Origin of the sequence: Neorhizobium vignae (genome assembly GCF_000732195.1) — a bacterium.
GTDB lineage: Bacteria > Pseudomonadota > Alphaproteobacteria > Rhizobiales > Rhizobiaceae > Neorhizobium > Neorhizobium vignae.
Map to the genome: position 1 here is coordinate 224494 of NZ_JNNU01000009.1, position 25126 is coordinate 249619.

The 25126-nt window shown below is 62.0% G+C and carries 23 protein-coding genes and 1 tRNA gene; 8 read left to right on the forward strand and 16 right to left on the reverse strand.

All coding sequences use genetic code 11. The features are described from left to right. Positions 1-12: 12 nt before the first annotated feature. The 10 genes from GQ59_RS17500 to GQ59_RS17540 form a co-directional block, all read right to left on the reverse strand. Complete coding sequence (locus tag GQ59_RS17500) at positions 13-1038, reverse strand: ABC transporter ATP-binding protein (protein WP_037083566.1); 1026 nt, start codon at positions 1036-1038, stop codon at positions 13-15. After that, positions 1028-2659 (reverse strand): CocE/NonD family hydrolase, encoded by a 1632-nt coding sequence (locus tag GQ59_RS17505; RefSeq protein ID WP_051904027.1) that lies wholly within the window; start codon positions 2657-2659, stop codon positions 1028-1030. Before GQ59_RS17505 ends, GQ59_RS17500 begins: the two co-directional genes overlap by 11 nt. A 4-nt stretch (positions 2660-2663) precedes the next feature. Next, a complete protein-coding gene (locus tag GQ59_RS17510; RefSeq protein ID WP_037083567.1) occupies positions 2664-3479 on the reverse strand; it encodes a creatininase family protein in 816 nt (271 codons plus the stop codon). A 22-nt stretch (positions 3480-3501) separates the two neighbouring features. Continuing rightward, a complete protein-coding gene (locus GQ59_RS17515) occupies positions 3502-5016 on the reverse strand; it encodes a class I adenylate-forming enzyme family protein (RefSeq protein ID WP_037083568.1) in 1515 nt (504 codons plus the stop codon). 142 nt (positions 5017-5158) lie between these two features. Next, positions 5159-6142: a LysR family transcriptional regulator gene (locus GQ59_RS17520; protein WP_152564366.1), complete on the reverse strand. Its 984-nt coding sequence runs from the start codon at positions 6140-6142 to the stop codon at positions 5159-5161. Positions 6143-6277: 135 nt separating this feature from the next. Next, positions 6278-6538 (reverse strand): cell division topological specificity factor MinE, encoded by a 261-nt coding sequence (minE, locus tag GQ59_RS17525; RefSeq protein ID WP_037083569.1) that lies wholly within the window; start codon positions 6536-6538, stop codon positions 6278-6280. Further along, a complete protein-coding gene (gene minD, locus GQ59_RS17530) occupies positions 6535-7350 on the reverse strand; it encodes a septum site-determining protein MinD (RefSeq protein WP_037083570.1) in 816 nt (271 codons plus the stop codon). Before minD ends, minE begins: the two co-directional genes overlap by 4 nt. 31 nt (positions 7351-7381) lie before the next feature. Next, complete coding sequence (gene minC, locus GQ59_RS17535) at positions 7382-8110, reverse strand: septum site-determining protein MinC (RefSeq protein WP_037083571.1); 729 nt, start codon at positions 8108-8110, stop codon at positions 7382-7384. A 769-nt stretch (positions 8111-8879) separates the two neighbouring features. Next, positions 8880-9026 (reverse strand): DUF1127 domain-containing protein, encoded by a 147-nt coding sequence (locus GQ59_RS31240; protein ID WP_080952435.1) that lies wholly within the window; start codon positions 9024-9026, stop codon positions 8880-8882. 148 nt (positions 9027-9174) lie between these two features. Continuing rightward, positions 9175-9561, reverse strand: coding sequence for a RidA family protein (locus tag GQ59_RS17540; RefSeq protein ID WP_037083572.1), 387 nt, complete (start codon positions 9559-9561; stop codon positions 9175-9177). 478 nt (positions 9562-10039) lie between these two features. On the opposite strand from GQ59_RS17540, the gene GQ59_RS17550 reads away from it, so the two are divergent. Together GQ59_RS17550 and ocd are read left to right on the forward strand one after the other, a co-directional pair. Next, on the forward strand, positions 10040-10276 hold the full coding sequence (locus GQ59_RS17550; protein WP_037083576.1) for a BrnA antitoxin family protein: 237 nt from the start codon (positions 10040-10042) through the stop codon (positions 10274-10276). A 72-nt stretch (positions 10277-10348) separates the two neighbouring features. Continuing rightward, entirely contained in the window at positions 10349-11437 is a 1089-nt protein-coding gene (gene ocd / locus GQ59_RS17555; protein WP_037083578.1) for an ornithine cyclodeaminase, read from the forward strand. A gap of 4 nt (positions 11438-11441) precedes the next feature. Here the strand turns inward: ocd and GQ59_RS17560 are convergent, their stop codons facing one another. Next, entirely contained in the window at positions 11442-11696 is a 255-nt protein-coding gene (locus GQ59_RS17560) for a DUF982 domain-containing protein (RefSeq protein WP_051904028.1), read from the reverse strand. A 638-nt stretch (positions 11697-12334) separates the two neighbouring features. Here GQ59_RS17560 and GQ59_RS17565 point away from each other — a divergent pair. From GQ59_RS17565 to rfbA, 6 genes are all read left to right on the forward strand, one after another. Continuing rightward, the gene (locus GQ59_RS17565) at positions 12335-14227 is read left to right on the forward strand and encodes a PBP1A family penicillin-binding protein (RefSeq protein WP_037083650.1); all 1893 of its coding nucleotides are present in this window, start codon (positions 12335-12337) and stop codon (positions 14225-14227) included. A gap of 171 nt (positions 14228-14398) precedes the next feature. Beyond that, positions 14399-14472: transfer RNA gene (locus tag GQ59_RS17570), tRNA-Gln, on the forward strand. 192 nt (positions 14473-14664) lie between these two features. After that, the gene (gene rfbC, locus GQ59_RS17575; RefSeq protein ID WP_037083580.1) at positions 14665-15261 is read left to right on the forward strand and encodes a dTDP-4-dehydrorhamnose 3,5-epimerase; all 597 of its coding nucleotides are present in this window, start codon (positions 14665-14667) and stop codon (positions 15259-15261) included. 27 nt (positions 15262-15288) lie between these two features. Next, the gene (rfbB, locus tag GQ59_RS17580) at positions 15289-16347 is read left to right on the forward strand and encodes a dTDP-glucose 4,6-dehydratase (protein ID WP_037083581.1); all 1059 of its coding nucleotides are present in this window, start codon (positions 15289-15291) and stop codon (positions 16345-16347) included. Continuing rightward, positions 16344-17273: a dTDP-4-dehydrorhamnose reductase gene (rfbD, locus tag GQ59_RS17585; protein ID WP_037083582.1), complete on the forward strand. Its 930-nt coding sequence runs from the start codon at positions 16344-16346 to the stop codon at positions 17271-17273. Before rfbB ends, rfbD begins: the two co-directional genes overlap by 4 nt. A gap of 5 nt (positions 17274-17278) precedes the next feature. Then, entirely contained in the window at positions 17279-18187 is a 909-nt protein-coding gene (rfbA, locus tag GQ59_RS17590) for a glucose-1-phosphate thymidylyltransferase RfbA (RefSeq protein WP_051904030.1), read from the forward strand. Positions 18188-18206: 19 nt separating this feature from the next. On the opposite strand, the gene GQ59_RS17595 is transcribed toward rfbA, so the two are convergent. The 5 genes from GQ59_RS17595 to coxB all read right to left on the reverse strand — a co-directional run bounded on the left by GQ59_RS17595 (position 18207) and on the right by coxB (position 25063). Further along, the gene (locus tag GQ59_RS17595) at positions 18207-20261 is read right to left on the reverse strand and encodes a response regulator (protein ID WP_037083584.1); all 2055 of its coding nucleotides are present in this window, start codon (positions 20259-20261) and stop codon (positions 18207-18209) included. 230 nt (positions 20262-20491) lie between these two features. Next, positions 20492-21118, reverse strand: a complete 627-nt coding sequence (locus GQ59_RS17600; protein ID WP_037083586.1) for a cytochrome c oxidase assembly protein — start codon at positions 21116-21118, stop codon at positions 20492-20494. Further along, on the reverse strand, positions 21115-21498 hold the full coding sequence (locus GQ59_RS17605) for a hypothetical protein (RefSeq protein WP_037083588.1): 384 nt from the start codon (positions 21496-21498) through the stop codon (positions 21115-21117). The genes GQ59_RS17600 and GQ59_RS17605 overlap by 4 nt, the downstream gene beginning before the upstream one ends. Beyond that, positions 21495-24011 (reverse strand): cytochrome c oxidase subunit I, encoded by a 2517-nt coding sequence (gene ctaD, locus GQ59_RS17610; protein WP_037083589.1) that lies wholly within the window; start codon positions 24009-24011, stop codon positions 21495-21497. Before ctaD ends, GQ59_RS17605 begins: the two co-directional genes overlap by 4 nt. Continuing rightward, on the reverse strand, positions 24008-25063 hold the full coding sequence (coxB, locus tag GQ59_RS17615; RefSeq protein ID WP_084683203.1) for a cytochrome c oxidase subunit II: 1056 nt from the start codon (positions 25061-25063) through the stop codon (positions 24008-24010). The genes ctaD and coxB overlap by 4 nt, the downstream gene beginning before the upstream one ends. Between the last annotated feature and the right edge of the window lie 63 nt (positions 25064-25126).

Consider the following 25126-nt stretch of genomic DNA (forward strand, 5'->3'; position numbering starts at 1 on the left):
CCCCTTTTTCGGTCAGATGAATGTGGCGCCACCCGGCTGGGTCTGGATGCTGCACGGCGTCCCGAGGGGCGGAGGCGGCATATCCGAAGGCACGATCAGGCGGATCATGCCGCATGCGGATTGGATATCGGCTTCGTAGGTGTCGCCGAGGAAGGCTGCATTGACGAGCGTGCCGGAAACATTGAGCGGCCCTGGCCCGTCCGAGAGCCTGAGCCGCGACGCACGCAGAACGAGGCGGGTGGCGCCGGAAGGCGCCCCCTCGCAGGTAAGCCCCGGCGCAGTGAACAGGCCGTTCTCGGTCTTCCCCTCGATCACGGTGCGGGCGCCGAGGAAGGAGGCGGTGAACGGCGAATGCGGCCGGTCGCAGAGCGCAACCGGCTTGCCGATCTCGGCCAGCAGCCCCTTGTTCATCACCGCGACGCGATCCGACATCGCAAGCGCTTCCTGCTGATCGTGAGTGACGAACACCGTGGTGATGCCGAGCCGCTGCTGCAGCGTGCGGATTTCGGTACGCATGTCGGCGCGCAGATGGGCATCGAGATTGGAAAGCGGCTCGTCAAGGAGCAGCACGTCCGGCTCGATCACCAGCGCGCGGGCAAGCGCCACGCGCTGCTGCTGGCCGCCGGAAAGCTGGCCCGGATACCGGTCGTAATAAGCGCCGAGACCGACCGTATCGAGTGCGGCGGCGGCGCGCGCCCGGCATTCAGCCTTGCCGACATGGCGCATGCGCAGGCCGAAGCCGACATTGTCGAGCGCCGTCAGATGCGGGAACAGCGCGTAGGACTGGAAGACGACGCCGATGTTGCGGGTATGGACGGGCCGTTTGCTGATATCCTCGCCGTTGAGGATGATACGGCCTTCCGACGGCTGCACGAAACCGGCGATCATCCGCAGCGTCGTCGTCTTGCCGCAGCCGGACGGCCCGAGCAACGACAGGAGCTCGCCCTTGGCGACCTCGATCGTGAGGCCGCTGACGGCGACGGAATCGCCGTAGGTGGCCGTGATGTTGTCGAGCGTCAGGTAGTGCTTATGCGACATTGTCGAGAGCCTCGGGCATGATCAGGCGGGAACGCTTCGTCCCGCCATGGCAGATGGAAATGGTGATCGGTCGTCGCGCCATCTCGGGCACGGAAGCGAACGGCCCGTTACCGGGATGAACTTCGAAGACGGGCGCACCGGCGCCCTGCAGCGAAAGCCGCAAGGCAAAACCTTCCGGCACGGTGACGCAGATCGGGCGCAGACTGATGCGCGCCGAAAACCGGCCACCGCCCGCGAGTCGCGCATAACCGGTGCTGAGCACCCTCGCCTCTCCGGATGAGCCAACGAGCGACAGCGTCGCGCAGAGATCGAAACCTTCGGACTGCGTCTCAATCTCGATCTCGGCCAGGGCCTCGCCGGCGAAGAACCGCGCCACCGCGAAGGGCCGGCTGGTATAGACGGCGACATCGGCACGGTTGTCGTGCCCGCTGCGATCTGCAAAACCCGCCGGCGTGCCAAGATGACCCCCGACAAGCGGCGTGGGACGGGTGGGATCGTGGACGAACGTATCCCGCACTTCCGCACCGCTCTTCATCGAAAGACTGCCGTCGCTCACCATGGCAGCGCCGAGACCCGACGAGGAGAGGAAGAAACTGGCGTCCTCCGCTTCCGGCCGGTTGTCCAAACTAAGCCAGAGCCGCCGCCCCATGTCGAACAGCCTCACCGGCTGCGGCCGTTCCCCAAGCCCCTTGAGGTAGAAATCGAAGAAGGCCAGCTGGGCGCGATCGACCGAGAATTCCGCCGCCTGCCCCATGTCGGTGGCACCGCCTGCGCGGTTCCAGGGCGCATGCGCCCAAGGGCCGATCACCAGGTGAGTGCTGTCGCTGTGATTTGCCCTGAAGGCCGCATCCGCTGCCCAGGTGCCCTGAAGCAGGAAATCGGCCCAGCCGCCGGTGTGGAGAACCGGGATGTCCAGCGGATCATCGGCCAGCAGCACGCCGGGCGATACCGAATCCCAATAGTCCTTCTCGTCCGCCACCCACTTGGCGAGATGCGATATGTCAGACCGGGAAACGAGCAAGTCCCGAAGGTCGGCGTCGTCTCTGGCCGCGCCAATCGCAGCATAGGTCTTGGCATCCTCCCGCCTCGCCGCGGTCAGCCGGGCCATCTGCGCCGCCCAGCCGACATTGAGCCCGAGCCGGAAGGCATCGCCCTCATAGGCCCAATCGTCGCGTGGCATCCAGGAGCCCATGGCAGGCGCAATCGCATCCGGCCGCACACTCCCCTTTCCGGCAATGGCGAAATATTGTGTCACCGCCTGGTAACTGAAACCGTAGAGGCCGAGCTTGCCGTTGCTTCCCGGCAATGCGGCCGCCCATTCCAGAGTGCGCGCGCCGTCCGCAATCTCGCTGACGAAGGCCTCGAAGACACCACCGGAATCGCCGCAGCCGCGCACGTCCTGGATGACCACGATATAGCCATGCGCGGCGTACCAGGAGGGGTGCGCAAGCACCAATGTCGAGGCGATTGCACGTCCATAGGGTTGGCGCATCAGCAGCACCGGGAACGTGCCCTCCCCCTGAGGACGATAGATATCCGACACCAGCACGACGCCGTCATCGAGCAGAAGCTCACCCCTTTCGGGGCCGGCAACGCCGTATGGTGCGCGTGGGATCGTCAAGTCATCACCCCTTGTACATGGTTTTGGAGGTGATCCGGTCGAGCGGAAAATCCAGGACTTCCTTGATGAGCTTCAGGAGGTTGGCTGCACTGCGCTCGACATAAAGCCGGCCGCGTTCGGCATCGCCGGCAGCCGCATTGCCGCAGGCGCCGGAGGGCTGCACGTCCTGGGTCTGCCAGCCGTAACCGATCCGGCCTTCCGGCATCAGCAACCCGCCGGCCGCTTCGAGTTCGACGGAAACCGGCACGAAATCCTCGGCATATTGCATGTCGATCAGCTCGCGATGCAGGTGCAGCATGACACTGGTCTCCGCTTCGCCGCCATGGATGCCGTGCTTCATCTCATGGGCGCTGAACAGGTCGGAGAAATCGGCGCCGGCGCTTGCCCAGGCGCTGACGGCGAACATGTCGAGCTTGATGCGCAGCTCGCGGCAGACGATATCCATCACCTGCGGCTGGCCGCCATGCGAATTGACGAAGATGATCTTGCGGCAGCCGGAGCGGTTGACGCTTTCGCCGAGCTCGAACCACATCTTGGCGAGCGTGTCGTAGTTGAAGGTCAGCGTGCCCGGATAGGCGGTATGCTCGACCGACTTGCCGACCGGCATCATCGGCAGGACCAGAACCGGCAGATCGTCTTCCATCAGCTCGACCGTGCGGACGACAACGCCGGCATTGATCGCGGCATCGACCCGGACCGGAAGATGTGGTCCATGCTGCTCGACTGCGGCGATCGGCAGGATCGCGACGAACTTCTCCATCTCGAACTCCGAGAAGTCCCTTGCCGTGTGGTCCCACCACCAATGCGATTTCAGCTTCATCGACATATCCTCGATTTCATTGTCAGGCCGCAGCGGCGCGCGCCGCCAGCTCTGCCTTGGCAATCTTGCCGGTGGGGGTCATGGGCAGCTCTGCGAGCGATATCACCGTCATGACGGAGAGGTCGTAGGGAAGCGTCGCTGCGATCTGCGCCTTGGCGGCCTCGCCGTCGACCGGTGCGGCGGCCTGCACGAAGGCGACCGGCCGCGTCTTCATGGTCGGATCTGGCACGCCGACGACCGCCGCCTGCTCGATACCGGCCACAGTCGAAAGCGCCTCCTCCACGTCACGCGGATACCAGGTCTTACCGCCGACCTCGAGAAGCTCGGAGCGACGTCCCATCATGGTGACAAAGCCATGCCGGTCCATCGTGCCGATATCGCCGGTCCACAGCCAGCCGTCGCGCAACGTCTCGGCGCTCTTTTCGGGCTTGCCCCAGTAACCCCACATGAAGCCACCCCGGAGCGCGATCTCCCCGACCGAGCCGCAGGGAAGTTCGGAACCGTCGGAATCGAGGATGCGGACCTCCTTGTCCGGCAGCGGCATCCCCGCACGACGGGTCTCGATGTCGGCGCTGTCGAGCTTCGGGAAGCCGAGCGCCACGAAACCGCCAAGCTCAGACTGGCCGTAGCTCTCTACCAGCGGCAACCTCAGCTTCTCCTGCCAGCCTGCTTTCAGCACCGGCGGAACCGGGCCACCGCCGGACATGCTCATGCGCAGCTTGGAAGGCGCATGGCCGCGGATGGCGGCCTCGTTGAGCACGTCGGTCAGAATAGGAGGGTTGGCGATCAACATGGTCGCGCCGCGGGCTTCGAGTGCATCGAACCCGGTCGCCTGCGTCCAGCGGCCCATGACGTTAATCGCAGCACCACGCGAAAGCTGTGGCAGAAGGTTGCCGACCAGCTGATAGGAACTCGACAAAGCGCTCGGGCCGAACGAAACGTCGTCCGCCGTGATCTGCAGCCGCTCGGCGATGCAGCGGGTCGCCCGCACCGTCGGTTCATGCTTCAGGCAGGCGCCCTTCGGTTTGCCGGTCGTCCCGGAGGTGTAGGAAAGATGGGCAATCGCATCTTCGTCGCCCGGATCGGCGGGCACCAGCAGGGCAGCCGCCATTAACTCCGGCAGCGAGTGAGCACCCGGTTGCGGCCCGTCCATGCAGATCAATGCTCGGATTGTCGGCACGCCGGCGGCTGCGGCGCTGACCTGTTCATGTTTGTCGTGGGTATAAACGACTGCGGTCGGCTGGTGATCGCCGAAATAATAGGCAAGTTCGTCGGCAAATTTGACGTTTACGAGAGCTGAAATTGCCCCGAGGCGCCAGCAGCCCAGCATCGTCGTCAGGTAGTCCATGCCGTTGTGGGCGAAGATCGTCACCCGGTCGCCAGGCCTGACCCCGAGACTATGCAACGCGCCCGCAGCGCGTTCCATTGCTTCGACGGCCCCAGCATAGGTCAGGCTCCTGTCGCGATCGACCCAGTGGAAACATGCGTGGTCGGGATCGCGATTGGCGCCATCCACGAGAAGGGTGTGCATTAGCATTCGAAATTCCCCGGCGATAAATCTGCCTGCTCAAATCTTTGGCAGAGGTAAATCCTGCCTTCAGCATGGGCAAATTTGATCCTCGGGTGAATGCCACGACCGTCGATAGCGGGTATATCCGTTTGCTTATACTTGTTTGGTCTCAGGATACCGCCCGCAGCGGCTTTTCGGATGGAACCGGATGCAGCGTCTGGTCGAAGCGCCGCGCGACGGTGCGGATCACATTGCGCAGCCACCGATTGGCGCCGCTGTTGTGGGCTCTTTCGTGCCACAGAAGGTAGAGGTTCATCTGGTCGAATTCCCGCGGGGCCTCGACGAGCTGCAGATGGTTGGCCGGAGCATTCGCGACGATATATTCGGCATATGGGCGCGCCGTCGTAAAGATCAGGTCGGTTTCAGCGAGGATTGCCGGGATCAGAGCATATTCGGGAACCGACATGGCGATGCGGCGGCGCATCCCGAGCTGCGCGAGGCGGCCGTCGATAGGGCTATAGACCGCATTCGAGCCCGGCGTCGGCGAGACGTGGTCAGCATCGAGATAGTCGTCGAGAAGAAGGCGTCCGCGCTTCGCCAGAGGGTTCGACTTCTGCACGACGCAAGCAATGTCACAATGGAGAAGCGTGCTCGACTTCAGGCTCTGCTGCGGCGCCGGCCAGTTGCCGATCACCATGTCCACCCGGCCGGACCCCAGATCCTCGATAAGGTCGCTCTGCTCTGAGGGCGCAAAAAAATCCACCGATATGCCGGGCGCTTCGCGCCGGATGCTGGTGGCGATCGGCGGGATGAGGAACGTGCCGAAACAATTGACCGCGGCGATCCGCATCCGGCTGTGGACCATGCCTGGATCGAACTGGCTGCTGCGGTTCAGCGTGTCCAGCAGGCCTTCGAGCATTGCTGCGATGGAGGTCATCACCTCTTCACCTCGCTCGGTCAACACCAGCTTCTGGCCGCTGCGCACCAGAAGCGGATCGGAGAAGATTTCCCGTGCCTTCTTGAGGCAGGCGCTGACCGCCGGCTGGCTGTGTCCGAGCAGCACCGCGACCTTGGAGACATTGCGCTCCCTGAGCAGCAGATAGGTAGTGCGCAGCAACCTGACGTCGATGGAAGGATTTATGTTCGCGTACACGGCCGTTTCCTTTTGCAGGGGCAACCGTTTTACGAAGCAAGCGACGTGCCAGGCACGTTGCTTTCGTCGCGCAAGAGAAAACGCGGACAACTGGGTTATCCGCGTTTCCAACCGAGCTTTTGGCAGCCTATCGCCTCAAGCGGCCTGGCTGACGGCCCCCAATGGGATCTCGACGTCGATCTCCAGGATCGTCACATCCTCGTCGCGGTCCATCTTGACCTGCACCTTGTCGCTATCGACCTGCACGTGTTTGGCAATCACGGCAAGGATCTCCTCGCGAAGCAAGGATACGAGGTCTGAGCCGCTCGACGAGCGTTCGTGGGCGAGAAGCACCTGCAGGCGTTCACGCGCCGTCGGTGCGGAGCGCTGTTTGCGGAAAAGGTTGAATATGGTCATGCGGCCCTCCGTGCGAAGATCTTGCCGAATATCCCCCGCTTTTCCCCGGGGATCGTGATCGGCAGAACTTCTCCTGCAAGCCGGCGTGCGGCATCGAAATAGGCCATGGCCGGTGCGCTGCGGGCATCCGCCAGGGTGACGGGCGAACCGATATTGGAGGCGCGCAGGACGTCCATGCTCTCGGGGATGATGCCGAGCAACGGGATGGACAGGATCTCCAGCACGTCCTCGACCTTCAGCATGTCGCCCCGTTCCGCGCGGTTGGCGTCGTAGCGCGTCAGAAGCAGGTGCTTTTCCATGCGCTCGCCGCGCTCGGCCTTCATCGTCTTCGAGTCGAGCAGGCCGATGATGCGGTCCGAGTCGCGAACGGAGGAGACTTCCGGATTGGTGACCACCACCGCCATGTCGGCGTGACGCATGGCGAGCGTGGCGCCGCTCTCGATCCCGGCTGGGCTGTCGCAGATGACCCAGTCGAAAACCCGCTTCAGCTCGGTAATGACCCGCTCCACACCCTCGGGTGTCAGATTGTCCTTGTCGCGCGTCTGTGAGGCCGGCAGCAGGAACAGCGTCTCCAGCCGCTTGTCGCGGATCAGTGCCTGCGAAAGCTTGGCTTCGCCCTGAATGACATTGATCAGGTCGTATACGACCCGGCGCTCGGCGCCCATCACCAGGTCGAGATTGCGCAGCCCGACGTCAAAATCGACGACGACCACCCGCTCGTTTCGCTGCGCCAGAGCCGCTCCCAATGCGGCAGTCGAAGTCGTCTTGCCAACCCCGCCCTTGCCTGAAGTGACTACGATGACTTTCCCCATCTTGCTCTCCTGTTTGCTGGCCGGCTTCGGCTCAAATAAGTTTCTCTGCAATGATCGAATCCCCTTCGAGCCAAAGCTGGACTGACTGTCCGCGAAGGCCCGGAGCCATGTCTTCCGCCATCTTGTAGATGCCGTCGATTGCCACCAGCTCGGCTTCGAGCTTGCGGCAGAAGATGCGCGCCGACGCGTTTCCAAGCGATCCCGCCATGGCCCGGCCACGCAGCGTCCCGTAGATATGAACCGATCCGCCGGCGATGATTTCGGCCCCTGACGCGACCGAGCCGATGATCGTTACGTCACCTTCGGGAAAGATGACCGACTGGCCGGAGCGGACCGGCTCGCGAATGACCATCGACTGCAATGCGGAACGAACCTCCGGCGCGACCGGCTTCGGCTCGCCGTTGCGCAGCTCGATGATCGGCTCCTTGGTGACGGCCTCGTCGGAGACCGGCCGACCACCCTTAAGTGCCGGAGGCATTCCGGGACCGAGGATCGAAGGGCGACCGCCCTCGATGCCCATGATATTGACGTTGCGCCCCGCCAGTTCGGCGATGAGGTCCTTCAGCTGGGCACGATCGATCGGCAGATCGGTCACGTCGAGCACGACAGGCCGCCCCAGAAAGAAACCTGCGGAACGTGCAGCAAGGTCATCCAGCCTGACGAGCCAGTCGTCGAAGGGAAGATCGGGGGCAAGGACAACCGCCAGAAAAGAGCGGCCCTTGATGCGGATAGAGCGAGCGTCCGTTAGCATTTTGGTCATCTGCGTAAAGAAATCGTTGACTGATTTCTAGCGCCGACATGGTTAACAAATGGTAAACAAAGGCCCCGCAAAGAGCTTGGTTTTAACTGATCGTTACGATCTTCCTCTCCATCGAGCTCGCCTCGCAGGACGCTGGCTTAGCGATCAAAAAAGGCCGGGGGGGCAAAGAGAAAAAAGGCGGTCAAAACGACTGCGCGCAGCACGGAACGTCTCTTCTGGCGGTTCGGTGACGGCTGATTCTGGGCCGCCAAGGGGGGGTCGGCCTGGCCAGGAGGATCCGCAGGCAGCTTCCTGCGACTCGAAGAAGGCTTTCGGCAGGCGCCCCCTCCCGCCCGACTTTCGGGCACGAATCGAGATCGTCGGATACCGCACCGGGCGGACACGACAACGGAAGGCGTGCAACTTGAATTTTGGAAAACCCTTAGCCCCAAAACGAAAAAGCCTGCCGCGGGAGGAGGTGCGGCAGGCTTTCCGAAAAGAACCGAACAGCGGCTGGGAGGAGGAGTGCCGCCATTCCTACAGACGTCCCTGGGAGGAGGAGTGGGCCGTCTGATAACACGAAGCTCTGCGGGAGGAGGTGCATCGCTTCGATAAGTATGACTATACACCCGTCCGGCTCGTTTGATACCCATTATGTTGCAGTGCAGCTATACGAAAAACGCATACCTGAACACGGCGATCGAGAAGACCGGGACCGCAGCAGGCGCTTGACACGAAAACGCCCGCGGCAATGGCGGGCGTCATGCAAATTCCGGCAGAGATATGGCGGTCAGCGAGCGCTTGCCGCGCGGGCGACGTTGCGGATGTCGGCGCGGTCGATGCCGAGGTCCTGCAATTCGCGGCTGGTCATACGGCCGAGTTCGGAGACGGTCTGGCGGTACCTGCGCCAGTTGTTGAAAGAGCGTGCAACGTTCATGATCGGGTCCCTTTCCTGAGACGGTCTGACGTCAGCAACCGTTCTTGGCTCCGGCGTCGTTCGATAACGGTGATATAGGCGCTCGGAACTGCCCGGAAAAGCAACAATACTTCAGGTCACCCATGCATAAGCTCCATCAATCCTGAGACTACGCCTCGGCCGATACCGCAGCGCACACCATTATCATCTCGACCTTGAGCGCGGGATTGGCAAGCCGCGCCTCGAAACAGGCCCGGGCGGGCGGAGCCATGCCCGAAACCCAGGCATCCCAGACCTCGTTCATTTCGGCATAACCGTCCATGTCGGCAAGCATGATGGCGCAGAAGATCAGACCTTGCTTGGCGCTGCCGATTTCCGCAAGCCGCGCTTCGGCCTTGGACAACAACTGCCGGGTCTGCTCGGCAATGCTCAAATCCCCGTCATAGGGCGACTGGGGCGTCACCGCGAAATAACCGGTGCCCTGATGCACGACAGCCGAACTTCCACGGCTGCCGACGCCGAAACGCTGGATGATGGAAGAGAAGTCCTGGATCATGAAAAGCCTCTACTGGTTTTGAACGGTGAACGAGATGGTGCAAGCGGCGGCGCCAGCGCACCGGCGATATCGGTGGTGGCGTTGGAGGACAGATCGGAGAGAGCGTTTGCGGCCGCTTCAACTGCAGTGCGGACGCTCATGTCCCGGGAAAGCGTTCGCTGAACAGAGGGCCGGGGCGGTTATACTCCTGCGAGAACGCTGCGACAGATCGATAGCCGATGCCGCCGGGCCTGCCCCGATCTCAGAAGATCAGGATATGAAGCCTATCCTCCCCCCGATGCGTTCGAATGACGAGAACGAGTTTTCGGAGTGAGATAGACGCCGCCCGGTTCGATCGTCAAGGCGTCTCGACCGGGCACTGGTCGGGTCGTCCCCCGCTCGGCGATTGCTATTTCGCCATGCTTGCTGATAGTTCGAGACGGGAGCCGCGTCTGCAGGCCGGAACTGCGGCGGCCCTCCCCTTCATACGGAGATGATCATGACACGTCCCCCGCGCCGGCCCGTCAATCCGCTCGATGCCGCAGAGGCTCTGTTTGCGCCGGCCAAGAAGACCACCCCGGCTCCCGCGGTCGAGCGGCGCGCGCCGCCGAACGTCAAGGAACTTGTGTCCCTGAAGCTCGACAGCGACGTGCTTGCCCATTTTCAGGAGGATGGCCCCGGCTGGCAGGATCGCATCAACGATGCGCTCCGTGAAGCGATGAACGACAAGGGGTGAAGGACGGGAGCAGCTATCGCATGCATGGCGTGTGTTGCCTGAAAAGGATATGATCCCCCCAAGGAGCCCACCATGCCAGCTTTGCCCAACCTGAATATCGTGCCGTTCATCAGCGTCGAGAACATGATGGATCTCGTCCTGAACGTCGGCGTGGAAAATTTCCTCACGGAGCTTTCGGCCTATATCGAGGCGGATTTCCGCCGTTGGGAGTCGTTCGACAAGGTGCCGCGTATCGCCTCCCACTCGCAGGAAGGCGTGATCGAGCTGATGCCGACCAGCGACGGCACCCTCTATGGCTTCAAATACGTCAACGGCCACCCCAAGAATACCCGCACCGGCCGCCAGACCGTGACCGCCTTCGGGGTGCTCTCCGATGTCGACAGCGGCTATCCGCTCCTTATTTCCGAGATGACCATCCTGACGGCACTGCGCACCGCGGCGACCTCGGCCGTGGCGGCCAAATATCTGGCGCCGGAAGGGGCCGATTGCATGGCGATCATCGGCAATGGTGCCCAGAGCGAGTTCCAGGCGATCGCCTTCAAGGCACTGGTCGGTATCAGGACGCTGCGGCTCTACGACATAGACCCCAATGCCACCGAGCGATGCGCCAAGAATCTTTCCGGGATGGGCTTTGAAATCATCCGATGCCACTCCTCCCAGGAGGCGGTCGAGGGTGCCCATGTGATTACCACAGCGACGGCAGACAAGCAGAACGCCACCATCCTCACCGACAACATGGTCGGACCGGGTGTCCACATCAATGCCGTGGGAGGCGACTGCCCGGGCAAGACCGAGCTTCACAAGGATATCCTGCTGCGCTCGGACATCTTCGTCGAATATCCGCCGCAGACCCGTGTCGAAGGCGAGATCCAGCAATTGCCGGCGGACTATCCTGTCACCGAACTCTGGCAGGTGATTTCCGGTCTGGCGACAGGCAGGACGAGCAGCGCTCAGGTGACGCTGTTCGACAGCGTCGGTTTCGCGACCGAGGATTTTTCGGCGCTTCGTTATATCCGCGACAAGCTTGCCGGCACCGGGCTTTACGAAAATCTCGACCTCCTCGCCGACCCCGACGAGCCGCGCGACCTCTTCGGCATGCTGCTCCGGCGCGAAGTCTCGCGGAAAGCCTCGATGCAGAACTCGATTCCGAACGGCGGATAGCTGCTTATTGGAGCATTCCCGCCTCGAGCGCGGCGGATAGAAATGTCTCACGTGCGGCCGCCGCGTCTATCTGTCTGCGCAGCGCCGCAGAGCAGACCTCGGTCGCCGCTCTGTAGCGTTCGTTGCGCGCCGCCGGCCATTTGTTGGTGAGATAGATCAAGGCCTCTGCGGGCGTCCGAATAATCTCAGGAGACCGCCGCCCGACCGATACGACCACCGGTTCCGGCCAGTTCGGATCGCTTTTCACCCGTTTTTTCATGCATTTCCTCCGCCTGCAGGCCAATTCTTGCAGATCGGAGTGTGGCACGGCTTCCGTCGCCTATCTATTTGACCTCACTTACCCCATTGGGAGTAGAGGATTGTCGCTTGTGATTACCGACAGGCGCCACAGCATCTTCCTTTTACGCTAGGATGCACTAGTTCCCTTTTCAAATTCCAACAGCCATGCAGTGAATGACCAGCCCTGAGGACAAATCCAAGAGCCCGGATGAACAAGCCCCCAGCGAGCCTGCGCGCGTGACTGAGAGAGAGGCCGTACCGGAAGGCGCGCCGGAAACGGACGAGCGCTCGAATCCGGGCAAATCCCCAGGCGAACCGAAAGCGGGCGAGACTTCCGCCTCGGCTTTTGGGCAAAGCGGACGGGCCATCCGTGAATTGCTGGCCGCGCTCCGCCATGATCTCGGAACCGCGTGGCAATCAGGTTCACGCTGGATAAGGAACGCCGCAGTCGCTCTTCGGGAGAAATACGCAGGACCGAAAGAGCAAGAACCAAATCCGACATCCGGATCAGCGGGGCGCTTTTCAGCCTTCCGTGGTAAAGCCCTTTTCCAGATAAAATCCTTGTGGCATCGGCGGCGCTTTTCAAGACAGGACCGGCCTTCCAGGCGGTGGTCGTGGATAACCGTTGCCGCACTCGCATCCTCCGCCTGCGTCCTTGTCCTGGCAGGCGTTCTGACATGGGCGTTGAAGGACGTGCCATGGCGGGAGATTGCCGCCGGCACGCTGAAGCCGGTCATCGTGCTGGAAACGGCCGATGGCGCGCCGCTTGTCCGGCAGGGTCCCTATCAGGGGCCATATGCCGCTTACGGCCAGTTTCCGCAGTCCCTTATCGAGGCCGTCCTGTCGATCGAGGACAGGCGGTTCATGAGCCACTACGGCATCGATCCAAAGGGTATCGGCCGTGCGCTGATCCGGAATTTTCAGGCGGGCTCGGTCGCCCAGGGCGGAAGCACGATCACCCAGCAACTGATCAAGGTGCAATATCTGGAAAGCGACCGAACGCTGAAGCGGAAGATCCAGGAGGTGGTCGTCGCGTTCTGGCTCGAATGGAAGCTCGGCAAGCAGGAAATCCTGACCCGGTATCTGAACGCGACTTACCTCGGCTCCGGTGCCACCGGAATGCCGGCCGCCGCACGGATCTATTTCAACAAGGAGATCGGAGACCTCGATGTCTCGGAGTCTGCAATGCTCGCCGGTCTCCTGAAAGCGCCGAGCCAACTGAACCCCATCGCCAATTTCGAAGGCGCCCGTCAGCGAACGGCGACGGTGCTTGCCGCAATGGTCGCCAATGGCAAGCTGACGCCCGACGAAGCCGCGGCTGCCAAGGCGGCGTTCGGCAAACTTCGCCCGACAACACCGACACCCCGCTCGGGAAGCTGGTTCGCCGATTGGATATCGCCGCAAGCAAGCGAGATCGCCGGCAACTCGCCGGGGTCGACGACGGTCCGCACGACGCTCGTGCCCCGCCTGCAGCGCATTGCCGAAAGGGTTGTTGCTCAGGCTCTGGACGAAGACGGAAAGACGCTCGGCGCAAGCCAGGCGGCGCTTGTGGCAATGACACCCGAAGGCGCAGTCGTCGCCATGGTCGGCGGTCACGACTACAAGACGAGCCAGTTCAACCGCGCCGTCACGGCGATGCGGCAGCCCGGCTCCACGTTCAAGCTGTTCGTCTATTACGCGGCATTGAAAAAAGGACTGACCCTTTTCGACCGCGTCCTCGACGCTCCGATCGAGATTGACGGTTGGTCGCCCGAAAACTCCGGCGGCGGTTACCGCGGCTGGGTCACATTGGCGGAAGCTTTCTCCCGGTCGTTGAATGCCGCAACCGTCGCCCTGGCGCAGGAAGTCGGGCTAGACAACGTCATCGCGGCTGCCAAGGAACTCGGTATCGACACGCCGCTCGCGCCGACGCCATCCCTCGCGCTCGGCACTTCGGAGGTCAACCTGCTCGATCTCACCAGCGCCTATGCATCGGTTCGCCTCGGGAAGGCACCGGTCGAACCTTGGGGGATTATCGATTTCCAGGCCGCGGGCCAATCCCAGGCCTTCAGGGTGGGCAAGAAGACAGAGCCTCCGATCGATCTCTCACCCTACCAGTCCGACCTCCTTGGCCTGCTGCAGCTCGTCATCGAACGCGGCACGGGTCGCGACGCGGATCCCGGCACGTTCGCCGCCGGCAAGACGGGCACCAGCCAGAACAATCGCGATGCCTGGTTTGTCGGTTTCACCGAGCCGCTGGTCGTTGGCGTCTGGGTCGGAAATGACGACGACACGCCGATGAAAGGCGTCACGGGCGGCTCGCTTCCGGCTCGGATCTGGCGGGACTTCATCCGCGCCGCGATGGCCGAGCCCGCTCCCGATTTCGATCTGGACAAGGGGCTGGCGGCGGGCAACCCCGGGACCGCGCCCTCCTGCAACATCACGGCCTGCTCCCGCAGCTACCGATCTTTCCGGGCATCCGACTGCACCTATCAACCTTTTCGCGGTGAGCGCAGGCTTTGCGAAAAGTGAACGCGGGCACTCGGGGGCACGTAGCAGCGGCGCTCCGCCCCTGAGTAAATTTCCGAAGCCGAATGAAAGTATGAGATTTAACAAAAAACGGCCGCTCTGTGATTGCTCGGCGAATGAAGCTTTGCTAGAGCAACTCGCATTCCCTGAGCGGCACCATCGCCGCCATCATGGTGGGGCGTCGCCAAGCGGTAAGGCAACGGTTTTTGGTACCGTCATCCCTGGTTCGAATCCAGGCGCCCCAGCCAAGTGTTGGTTCTATCGTTCATTGACGAGAACAGCACAGCTGTCCGGGGCTCCAGGAGAGCGAGGCGTAGCCCTCAGCCTACCGCTAATTGACGATCCCATCGCCCATCTGATGAGCCGCATCCGAATTGCGCTCAGAATATCGGTATGGCTTTATAACCAAACAGCCGGAAATTCAGGATCATGAGGGATTTGTGCGCTTCGAGAGTACGATCATTGAAGATGTACTTCTTTTAGCGTCGAAGAAATTCGGCGATCCTCGAGGCTATTTCATGGAAACGTTTCGGAAAAACCTCTTTGAATCAGAAGTAGGTTCTTTCACGTTTGTCCAGGATAACCGGTCTTACTCGGCAGAGGCGGGAACGGTTCGCGGTCTGCACTTTCAGATCCCTCCTCATTCACAAGGTAAACTCGTGTCGTGTTCGAGCGGCGCGCTCCTGGATGTGGCGGTTGACATCCGTATCGGATCGCCGACCTACGGGAAGTACGTCGCGGTGGAACTCTCGGCCGAAAATGCCCTCCAGCTTTGGCTGCCGCCAGGTTTCGCACATGGGTTCTGCACGCTGACGGCGGATACGGTCATCACCTACAAAGTGACTGACTATTACAGGGCCGAACACGAACGCGGCCTGCTCTGGAACGATCCGGAGCTTGGGATCGAATGGCCGGTCGCAGCGGACAAGGCAATCCTGTCGGAGAAGGATCGGGGGCAGCCTAAGCTCTCCGAGCTTCAATCCAACTTTATTTATGCGGTCAACGACGAATTCGGCAGACGCAGCCGGAGCCGGTGACGGGAATTCTTGGGGGTAATCGAAAGCATGCGCGTGCTTGTAACGGGTGGGGCAGGTTTCATCGGATCGGCGGTCATCCGCCACCTCGTGCTCGAAAAGGGATACGAGGTCCTGAACATCGACAAACTGACCTATGCCGGCACGTTGAGCTCGCTGAGGTCGGTTGCGGGCAAACCGTCCTACCGGTTTCTCAAGATCGATATATGCGATGCCGCAGCGATAGCGTCCGCGATGTCGACGTTCAGACCCGACCGGGTGATGCATCTGGCTGCCGAAAGCCATGTCGACCGCTCCATCCTCGGCGCACGGCAATTCGTTGAAACCAACATACTCGGCTCTTTCACCATGCTCGAATGCGCGCGAGCATATTGGCAGGCACTTCTTCCCCGGGATCGAAGCCGCTTCCGCTTCCTGCATGTCTCGACCGACGAGGTCTACGGCTCCCTCGGAGCGGAAGGAGCGTTCTCGGAAACAACGCCCTACGATCCGAGCTCACCCTATTCGGCATCGAAGGCAGCATCCGACCATCTCGCCAAGGCATGGGCCCGAACCTACGGCATGCCGGTCATCGTCTCCAACTGCTCGAACAACTACGGACCGTACCACTTTCCGGAAAAACTCATTCCGCTGACGATCCTGAACGCGTTGGAGGGCAAACCCCTGCCGGTTTATGGAAACGGGACCAACATCCGCGACTGGCTCTATGTGGAAGATCACGCTCGGGCCTTGGATCTCATCGCCGAGCGAGGCAGGGTGGGAGAAACCTACAATGTCGGAGGCCGGAACGAGCGCAGCAATATCGATGTGGTGAAACGGATCTGCGCGATCCTCGACGATCTGCACCCGACCGGACGCTCCCACGAAAACCTGATCCAGTTCGTCGCCGATCGCCCCGGGCACGATGTGCGTTATGCGATCGACGCGACCAAGCTGGAAACGGAACTGGGCTGGAGGGCAAATGAGAGCTTCGAGACCGGCATCGAAAAGACGGTGCGCTGGTATCTCGACAGCGAATGGTGGTGGGCGCCGCTCCGAAAGGGGTACGACGGCAGCCGCCTGGGGCTTCTCAAGGCCGGGGCCGGATGATGCGCGAACCCAGGCGATACGTGGTAACCGGGCTTAAGGGACAGGTCGTCCAATCCCTTATCGAAAACGCGATCGGCCGAAGCGATGTCGAGATTATTCCGCTCGGCCGCCCTGACCTCGATCTGGCCAGGCCGGAGACCATTGCGGTGACGGTCGAGGCCGCCCGTCCCGACCTGATCGTCTCCGCGGCTGCCTTCACGGGTGTCGATCAGGCCGAAATCGAAAGGGCAACGGCTTTTGCCGTCAACGCCGCAGGCCCGGCGGAACTGGCGCGGGTAGCGGAAACGCTACGGGTCCCGATCGTTCATCTGTCCACAGACTATGTCTTCGACGGCAGCAAGGCCTCTCCTTATATCGAGTCCGATCCGGTCGCACCGCTGGGCGTCTATGGCCGCGACAAATTGGTGGGCGAGCGAAACGTCGCTGCAGCGACCGAAAACCATGCCATCCTTCGCACCGCCTGGATCTACAGCCCGTTCGGCCGAAACTTCCTGCGCACGATGCTGAAGGCCGCTGAGACAAGGGAAGAGGTGCAAGTCGTCGACGATCAGATCGGCAACCCGACTTCGGCGATCGATATCGCCGAAGCCATCATGGTGGTCGGGCGAAACCTGCTGGCTTCGAACAATCCCGCCTTGCGCGGCGTCTTTCATATGGCTGGAACGGGCGCGGCGAGTTGGGCGGACTTCGCAGACGAGATTTTCAGAATTTCTGGCGCGAATGGCGGGCCTTCGGCAAGGGTCGCGCGCATCCCCACCAGCGCCTATCCGACGCCGGCTCGGCGACCGGCCAATTCACAACTGGACTGCTCGAAATTGTACAGGCGCCACGGCATCGTCATGCCCGATTGGCGGGGCTCGGCGGTAAACGTCGTCAGGCGCGTTCTGCAGCCTGTCGACCTTGAAAACAGAAAGTACGGGAGGTGAGTGGAATGAAGGGGATTATTCTCGCCGGCGGCAGCGGTACGCGGCTACATCCGATGACACAGGTGCTGTCGAAACAGCTCATGCCGATCTATGACAAGCCGATGATCTATTATCCGCTGTCGACGCTGATGCTCGCGGGGATCCGCGACATTCTGATCATATCGACGCCAAAGGACATGCCGAATTTCCAACAGCTGCTGGGCGATGGTTCCAAATGGGGCCTCTCGTTATCCTATGCGGAACAGCCCTCTCCTGACGGTCTTGCTCAGGCCTATATTATCGGCGCCGATTTCATCGGCTCCAATTCGTCCTGTCTGGTCCTGGGCGACAACATCTTCTTCGGCCACGGCATCACCGATCTCTTCAAAAGCGCCATGGCCCGCGAGAGCGGCGCCACGGTTTTTGCTTATCACGTCAACGACCCGCAACGTTACGGGGTGGTCGAGTTCGACAAGCAGATGAAGGCAGCTTCGATCGAAGAGAAACCGGAACATCCCCGCTCCAGCTGGGCCGTCACGGGCCTCTATTTCTATGACAAGGACGTCATCGACATTGCTGCCAACCTGAGGCCGTCCGCCAGGGGCGAACTGGAGATCACCGACGTCAACCGGGCTTATCTCGATCGCGGAAAGCTCCATGTCGAGATGATGGGTCGCGGTTATGCCTGGCTCGACACCGGCACGCCCGACAGCCTCCTTGAAGCATCCGAATTCGTATCCACGCTTGAACGCCGACAAGGGGTCAAGATCTCCTGCCCCGAGGAGATTGCCTATCGGCAGAACTTTATCGACGCCAACCAGCTCGAATGCCTCGCCAAGCAATATGGGAAGAGCGCCTATGGGCGATATCTAACTGGACTTCTGGAGGTTCCCGTTCCCCACCCGGTCCACAAGCCGCTTAGCTTGGTAGGCTAATGAAGCGTCGTCGAGCCGATCAGCTTTTCGCCGGAATCTCCAGGCGCACGACGTTGGTCGACTGTTCCGTCGATGTTTTCGCCGCCTCCAGAGAAGCGGCAAGGTCTTCGATCTTGAACGGCTTCGCCACAACCGGACAGCCGACCTCTGTGCCGGCCTCCAGCTTGTCGCTGTAGCCGGTCATCAGAACAACCGGCAGGCGCGAGTTCTTCCGGCGTATCTCCTCGGCAAGCTCGATGCCGGACATTCCCGGCATCATGATGTCGCTGATCACCGCCTCGATCTCGGGGTGACGGTCCAGAACCTCAATTGCCTCGCTGCCGCTTGTCGCCACGAAGATCGTCGAAACAAGCCCTTCCAGGGCCAGGCGCACCGATTCCAGAGACGATGGGGTATCGTCCACGATCAAAAGCCTGGCCGGAAGAGTTACCACCGGCTTTGCTGGCTCGCGCGCGACGCGCTGTTCGTTGGACCGGGGCAGAAGCAGCGTGAAGGCGCTGCCATGGCCGGCCACGCTCGCGACCTTCACGGCACCGCCGCTGCCCTTGGCGAAACTGTGGACCTGGGTCAGCCCGAGGCCCGGGCCGCCATTCTTCTTCGTGGAGAAAAACGGCTCGAACACCCGCCCCAGATGCTCGGAGGCAACGCCTGTTCCGGTGTCTGCGATCGTCAAGGCAACAAATTGTCCTTGAAGCGTCGGATCCTCCGTAGCGCCATCGAGGACATTTCGTGCCGAAATCGTCACCTGACCACCGCCGCCCATAGCCTCGCGCGCATTGGTGAGGAAATTGATCAGCGCGTTTTCCAGCCCCGCGGGGTCGACGTGAACGGGCCAGATGTCGTCCGGAACGTTTATGTCCATGACGATCGTGTCATCGAGAGCCTGTCGCAGCAGCGGTCTCAATTCGATGAGTTTGATGTCCAGCTCGATATGCCCGGCACCCTGATTGGAGCGCCTCGAGAAGGACAGCAGTCGTTGCGTGATCGCCTTTCCCCTCGTTACTCCCTCGCTCATGTGCGAAAGGAGCTGCGTCACCCGCTGCTCGTCGTGCCGCTTCCTCTTGATGCCCTCGACACCTGATTGAAACACCATGAGGAGGTTGTTGAAATCATGCGCCGCCTGGCCCGTCAGCTTTCCAAGCGCATCCATGCGCTGCCAATTGGCAATGCTTTCGCGTTCCCGGTTCCTTGCGCGAATTTCCCGGTGAAACAGAAACGCAGCCGAACCTGAGAGCAGCAGCGTGAAACAGCTGGCTGCCGCGAGCAGCAATGTCGCCTTACGTGCCAGCCTGTCGTATTCCGCAACCGGCAGGCCCACCCTCACCCGCCAAGGGGTTTCCCCAAGCGCAACTTCGGCAACCCGTACCTCCAGCCCATTTTTGAGTGTCGCAAGGCCGAATTCCGTTCCGGAAAAGGTGGCGAACTCGCTTGCCGCGTTGCCGGCAAGAGCAGGAGCGCCGGTCGAAGCGACAAGGCGATCCTCACCATCGACGATCCAGGCCGCCCAGCTTTCCGGGAGCCCATTGGCGTAGAGGAGGTTTGTCACGATCGTCGGGCGGATGACAACCGACAGAATGGCTCGCAGCTTGTCGTTCCTCTGGATCGGAGCCCTCACGGCGAAGGCCGCCTGCCCGCGAGGCCCGATGGAAACATTGCCGATCACAGCACCGCCCGTGCGAACCACGGTCCGGTGGCTCTCGATGTCCACGACCTGTTTCTCAGCCGCCCCGTCGAGCGGCGGCGATGACAGCACGACCTCGCCTTTCTCGTCCGAGATGCGGATCTGCTCCCATTCCGGCACCCGCTCACGCAGGCGCCGCGCGGTCTCGGCGAAGGCGGAACGGGGTATAGGCGGATCGAGCCGGGGTGAATCCGCAACGACGGACAGAAGCTGGATCTGGCTTTTAAGCTCCCGCTGAAGCGTGGCGGCCATGATGGTCGCTTTGCTGCGAATGTCGGCGTCGAGCGCGTCCTGCTGTTCCTGAATGAAGAACCTGCCCATCACGGCGGCGAGAATGATGAGCGGGATCAGCGACGCAGTGACGAGGAGGAGCGCTGGCCGGGTTTGATTCAACTGACACTCCGATATCTGTTGTTCACGCTCCATCAAATAGGCTAGAGGCCGAAAGTTGCAACGCCCACATCGGCAGGAGGGCCAGGGTCGCGCCAAATAGCTGGGGAGATCGCGCCGATCCGTGTCATGCACATCGCGATGTCAACCGCCGGCTGTTCTTTCCCTCTCCTTTTCCGCGCAAGACGATGCGGCTCGACGGAGCGGGACGACGCCCATCTCGACGCCCCGACTCACCGATCCGGCAGCGGCGCGTTCAGCGTGCGGGCCAACAATGCCACGCCCCCGGCCAAATAGACCGCAGCCCCCACCAAAAGCATGACAACGCCGCCGGCCTGCTGGTCCACCGCAGCGGACAAGGTCACGCCGAAGCAACTTACTTCGCCATCGCCATAGAGCGGACGCGGCGAAAGCGCCAACAGCGCGCCAAGCAGCGTCATGTGCATGGAGGTAAAGAGCAGGCCGAATGTGCCGGCAAGCCGCCGCTCCTCGCGGCCCGTCGCCGCTCCGCCGAGGCAGGAGAGCCAGAGAGAGAGACCTGCGGCAAGGAAAACCGCCTGTTCAAACGCCGCCAGGAACGGTGACGCCTCCGACAGCGCCCGCAGGACAGGAATGTGCCAGATCCAGACCGCGAAGAGTTCCATGAGTGAAGCGGTGAGCGGCGTCAGCCAGCGCCGGCCTGCAGAAAAGTCGAAGCGGGTCCCCGACAAGCCGATGGCGATCAGCGGCGCCGCACCCGCCACGATGCCCATATGGGCGATCATGTGCACCGAGAAGGACGACCGGTCTGCAAGCGGCAGCAGGAGGACCCAGAGGGCAAACAACACAATCAGGCCGCTAACCAGCGCAGCCTTCCTCATGACTGGCATTCCGCAATGAAGATCATCGGGATCGCCATGTAGAGGACGGCGACGAAGCTCAAGCCCGACAACAGCAGCGTCGCGAACCCCTGGAAGAGCGTGCGGGCATTGCGGGTCGCCTCGTCATGAGGCGGATCGGCGGCGCCGAAACCCCATTGCCGCCAGGCGAGCCAAGCCGACAGCACGATCATTGCGAGGGCGAGTACCGTCACGACGCCAAGCGCGATCCGCACAGTGTCGAACGAAACCTCCGAAGCGAGGCCCTTGGCGCAGAAGACCGCGACCGTTGCGTAGCAGACGAGGAAATGCAGCGCCCAGACGGTCGGAGCGGTGAACAGGGTCCAGAGGGTTTCGACCTCGCGCGGAATGAAGCTTTTCATGTGCTTACCAATGGAAACAGGCCGAGGACCGCGAAGGTGACGACGGCGGTAAAGGCCATGAAATGCCAGTAGAGCGCGACGTTGCGGATATCCTGGTCGTATTCCGCAGTCATCCGGCCGGTAATGCTGCGTGCGAGACAATAGCCCTGCATGATCGCGCCGACTATGCCATGCGTCACTGTCCAGATTGCGACGATCCAGACGATGGCCGGATAGACATGCGAGGTCGGGTCCATCTCGTGCAGATACGGACCGGCAAGGCCCGCAAACGAGGCAGCGATCGAAACGGCGAGGGCCGCGGTGAGCGCCAGCCGCGCACCTCTTGGCCCCTTCTCGTTGAGTTCGCGCGCCAGCAGCGTCAGCACCCAGGCGATAACGTAGAGCACCAGCGCCGCCACCGGCCACAGGACGCCGGGACCATTGGCAATCGTGGTGAAGTCGTCATGGATGGTCCAATAGAAGAAATAGCCAAAGATCAGGCTCGCGAACGCCGTACCGTCGCCGACCATGGTGATGAACATCGCCCACCAGCCGACCGAAGCCGGGCCGGAGACATAGATCGGCAACGTCTCGCCTAGCCCGACATCGATCTCCGGCACCTCCGGGATCGGCGCGGTTCCATTCCAGAGCCAATGGATGATGGCGATGAAGGTGATGATCGCGAAGACGATCGTGGTGATCCACAATTTGAACGTCAGCGCGATGAACACGCCGCCGAGCGCGATCGCCGCGATGATCGTCACGTAGGAAACGCCGCCGACCCGCAGGCACTGGATCGGCTTCGCATCCAGAACAGAGGTCACCAGCGTTTCGCGTTTGCCGGATTTGGCGTCCGGCAGATAGAAGCGCCCGGCCTCGATATCCGCTTGCAGGTTCGGCTGATCCCAGAGCGGATAGCGGCTGGTGATGATCGGTACCGAGCGCATGCCCCAGCTTTCCGCCGGATCGTTGGTCCATTCAAGCGTCCCGGAATTCCAGGGGTTGAGATCGCGCCATGCCGGTTGCTGTTTCGGGCGAAAGATGTCGATGACGAAGGTCGCGACCCCGGCGGCGAAGACGAAGGCACCGATGGACGAGATGAGGTTGAACCAGTCCCAGCCGATATCTTCCGGATAGGTGAAGACCCGCCGCGGCATTCCGCGCAGGCCAGAGAAGTGCATGGGGAAGAAGGTGACATTGAAACCGACGAACATCAGCCAGAAAGCGGTCCTGCCCCAGGCATCGCTGAGCTTCTTACCCGTCACGAACGGAAAGTAGTAATAGATGCCGGCGACGACTGGAAACAGCATGCCGCCGATCAGCACGTAGTGAAGGTGGGCGACGATGAAATAGGTGTCGTGCGCCTGCCAGTCGAAGGGTACGAGCGCCACCATCACCCCCGTCAGTCCGCCGATCACGAAGATGATTAGCCCGCCTGCCCCAAACAGCATCGGCACCGAAAAGATCACCCGGCCGGCGAGCATGGTGGCGATGAACACGAAGATCTGCACCCCTGTCGGGATCGCCACCGCTTCCGACGCCGCCGAAAAGAAGGCAAGCGAGATCTGCGGCAGGCCGGTCGTAAACATGTGGTGCACCCAGAGCCCGAAGCTCAGGAAACCCGTGCCGACGGCCGCCAGCACGATCCAGGAATAACCGACGATCGGCCGCTGCGAAAAGGTCGGCACGATCATCGCCATCAGCGCGATCGCGGGCAGGAAGATGATGTAGACTTCCGGGTGTCCGAAGATCCAGAACAGGTGCTGCCAAAGCAGCGGATCGCCACCTCGCGTCGCGTCGAAGAACGGCCAGTCGAACATCCGCTCCATCTCGAACAGGATGTCGCCGGCAATCAGCGGCGGAAAGGCGAACAGGATCATGCCCGCGACGATCAGCAGGTACCAGGCGAACATCGGCATCAGGTTGATCCGCATGCCTGGCGCCCGGCATTTCATGATACCCACGATGATCTCGACGGCGGCGGCGATCGAAGCCACCTCGATGAAGGACAGGCCGAGCAGCCAGATATCCGCGCCGATGCCGGCATATTCGTCGTCGGTCGCAAGCGGCGGATACATGAACCAGCCCGCATTCGGCGCGGCGTTGAAGAAGATCGACCCGCAGACGAAGACGCCGCCGATCAGAAAACTCCAGAAGCCGAAGGCGGACAGCCGCGGGAACGGCAGCTCCCTGGCGCCCAGCATCGACGGCAGCAGGAAGATCGCCACGGCCTCGAAGATCGGCACCGCGAACAGGAACATCATCACCGTGCCATGCAGCGTGAAGGCCTGGTTGAAGAGTTCCGCAGAGATGAAATCATTCTCCGGCACCGCCAGTTGCAGGCGCATCAAAAGCCCGAGGAGGCCGGCGAACAGCATGAAGGCAAAGGCGGTGACGCCATACCACAGCCCGATCTCGCTGTTGTTGACAGACGTCCAGTAGCGGATGCCTTTCGGGGTCTCCCATACCTTGCGGAGCCGTTCCTCCTGCGCCGCCCGCTCTTCCGGCGAAAAATTGCCGAGCTCCATGGTCATCTGAGCCCTTTCAAGTAGGCAGCTATCCGGTCGATCTCCGCCTCCTCCAGCATGGAGAAGTGCGGCATGCGCGCCTCCGGCTTGACCTGGCCCGGATCGCGTATGAAGCGGGCGATATGCTCCTGCCCATTCGGAAGCGCCCCCGCTCCCACGGAACCGCGCTCGCCGAAGGCGGTCAGATCGGGACCGATCGTCCCCTTCGCCTCCGTGCCGGAAATGGCATGGCAGGCGGCACATCCATGGCGAAGGAAGAGCGCCAACCCCTCCTGATCCTGCCCGCCGGACGCTTTGCGACGCGCAGCGACCCAGGCCTTGTATGCCTCAGGTTCCATCGCATGGACGGTGAAAGCCATCAGCGCGTGACTGGTACCGCAGAACTCGGCGCAGACGCCCCGATAGGTGCCGGGCTTTTCCGCCTGCAGCGTCAGGCGGTTTTCACGACCGGGTATCATGTCCATCTTGCCGCCGAGCACCGGTATCCAGAAGGAATGGATGACGTCGGGCGAATTGAGCAAAAAGACGACGGGCTCTCCGATCGGTACGCGCACCTCATTGGCCGTTTCGAAAGCAACCGCCCCGCCCTCGTCGAGATAGCGCACCCGCCACCAGAACTGCTCGCCTGTCACCTCCACACGGCCAACGCCCGCATCCTCACCGAACCAGGGCCGGATGTTGGGCATCAGCCAGACGGCATAGGAAAGCAGAGCTGCGAGGGTTGCCGTCGGGAAAACGGCCCCACCCCAGAGGATGACCCACCCCGCCCCCTTTTCCGAATAGGGTTTACGCTTGCGCGCGGCGTGGAACAGCAGACCGACGACGCCCGCCCAGATGGCCACGCCGCCGATCAGCATGACGAAAAACAGGTTGGCGACATCGCGCGCCTCGTGGCCAGCCGGATCGAGTGCCGACTGCACGCCGGAACACGACGCCAAGGGCGGAGAGAGAAGAAGGATGAAGGTGGTTGCCCGGATTGCCGGCCGATAGCTGTCCGAAATGCCGTCTCGTCCTGATCGAATTGGCCGACCGGCGCCGGTCAAGCGGTCATCATCCATTCGGCAAGCACCCTCGCGCCATCGGCGGTCAGCCAGACATTGGGCCCGAACGCATGACCCGAG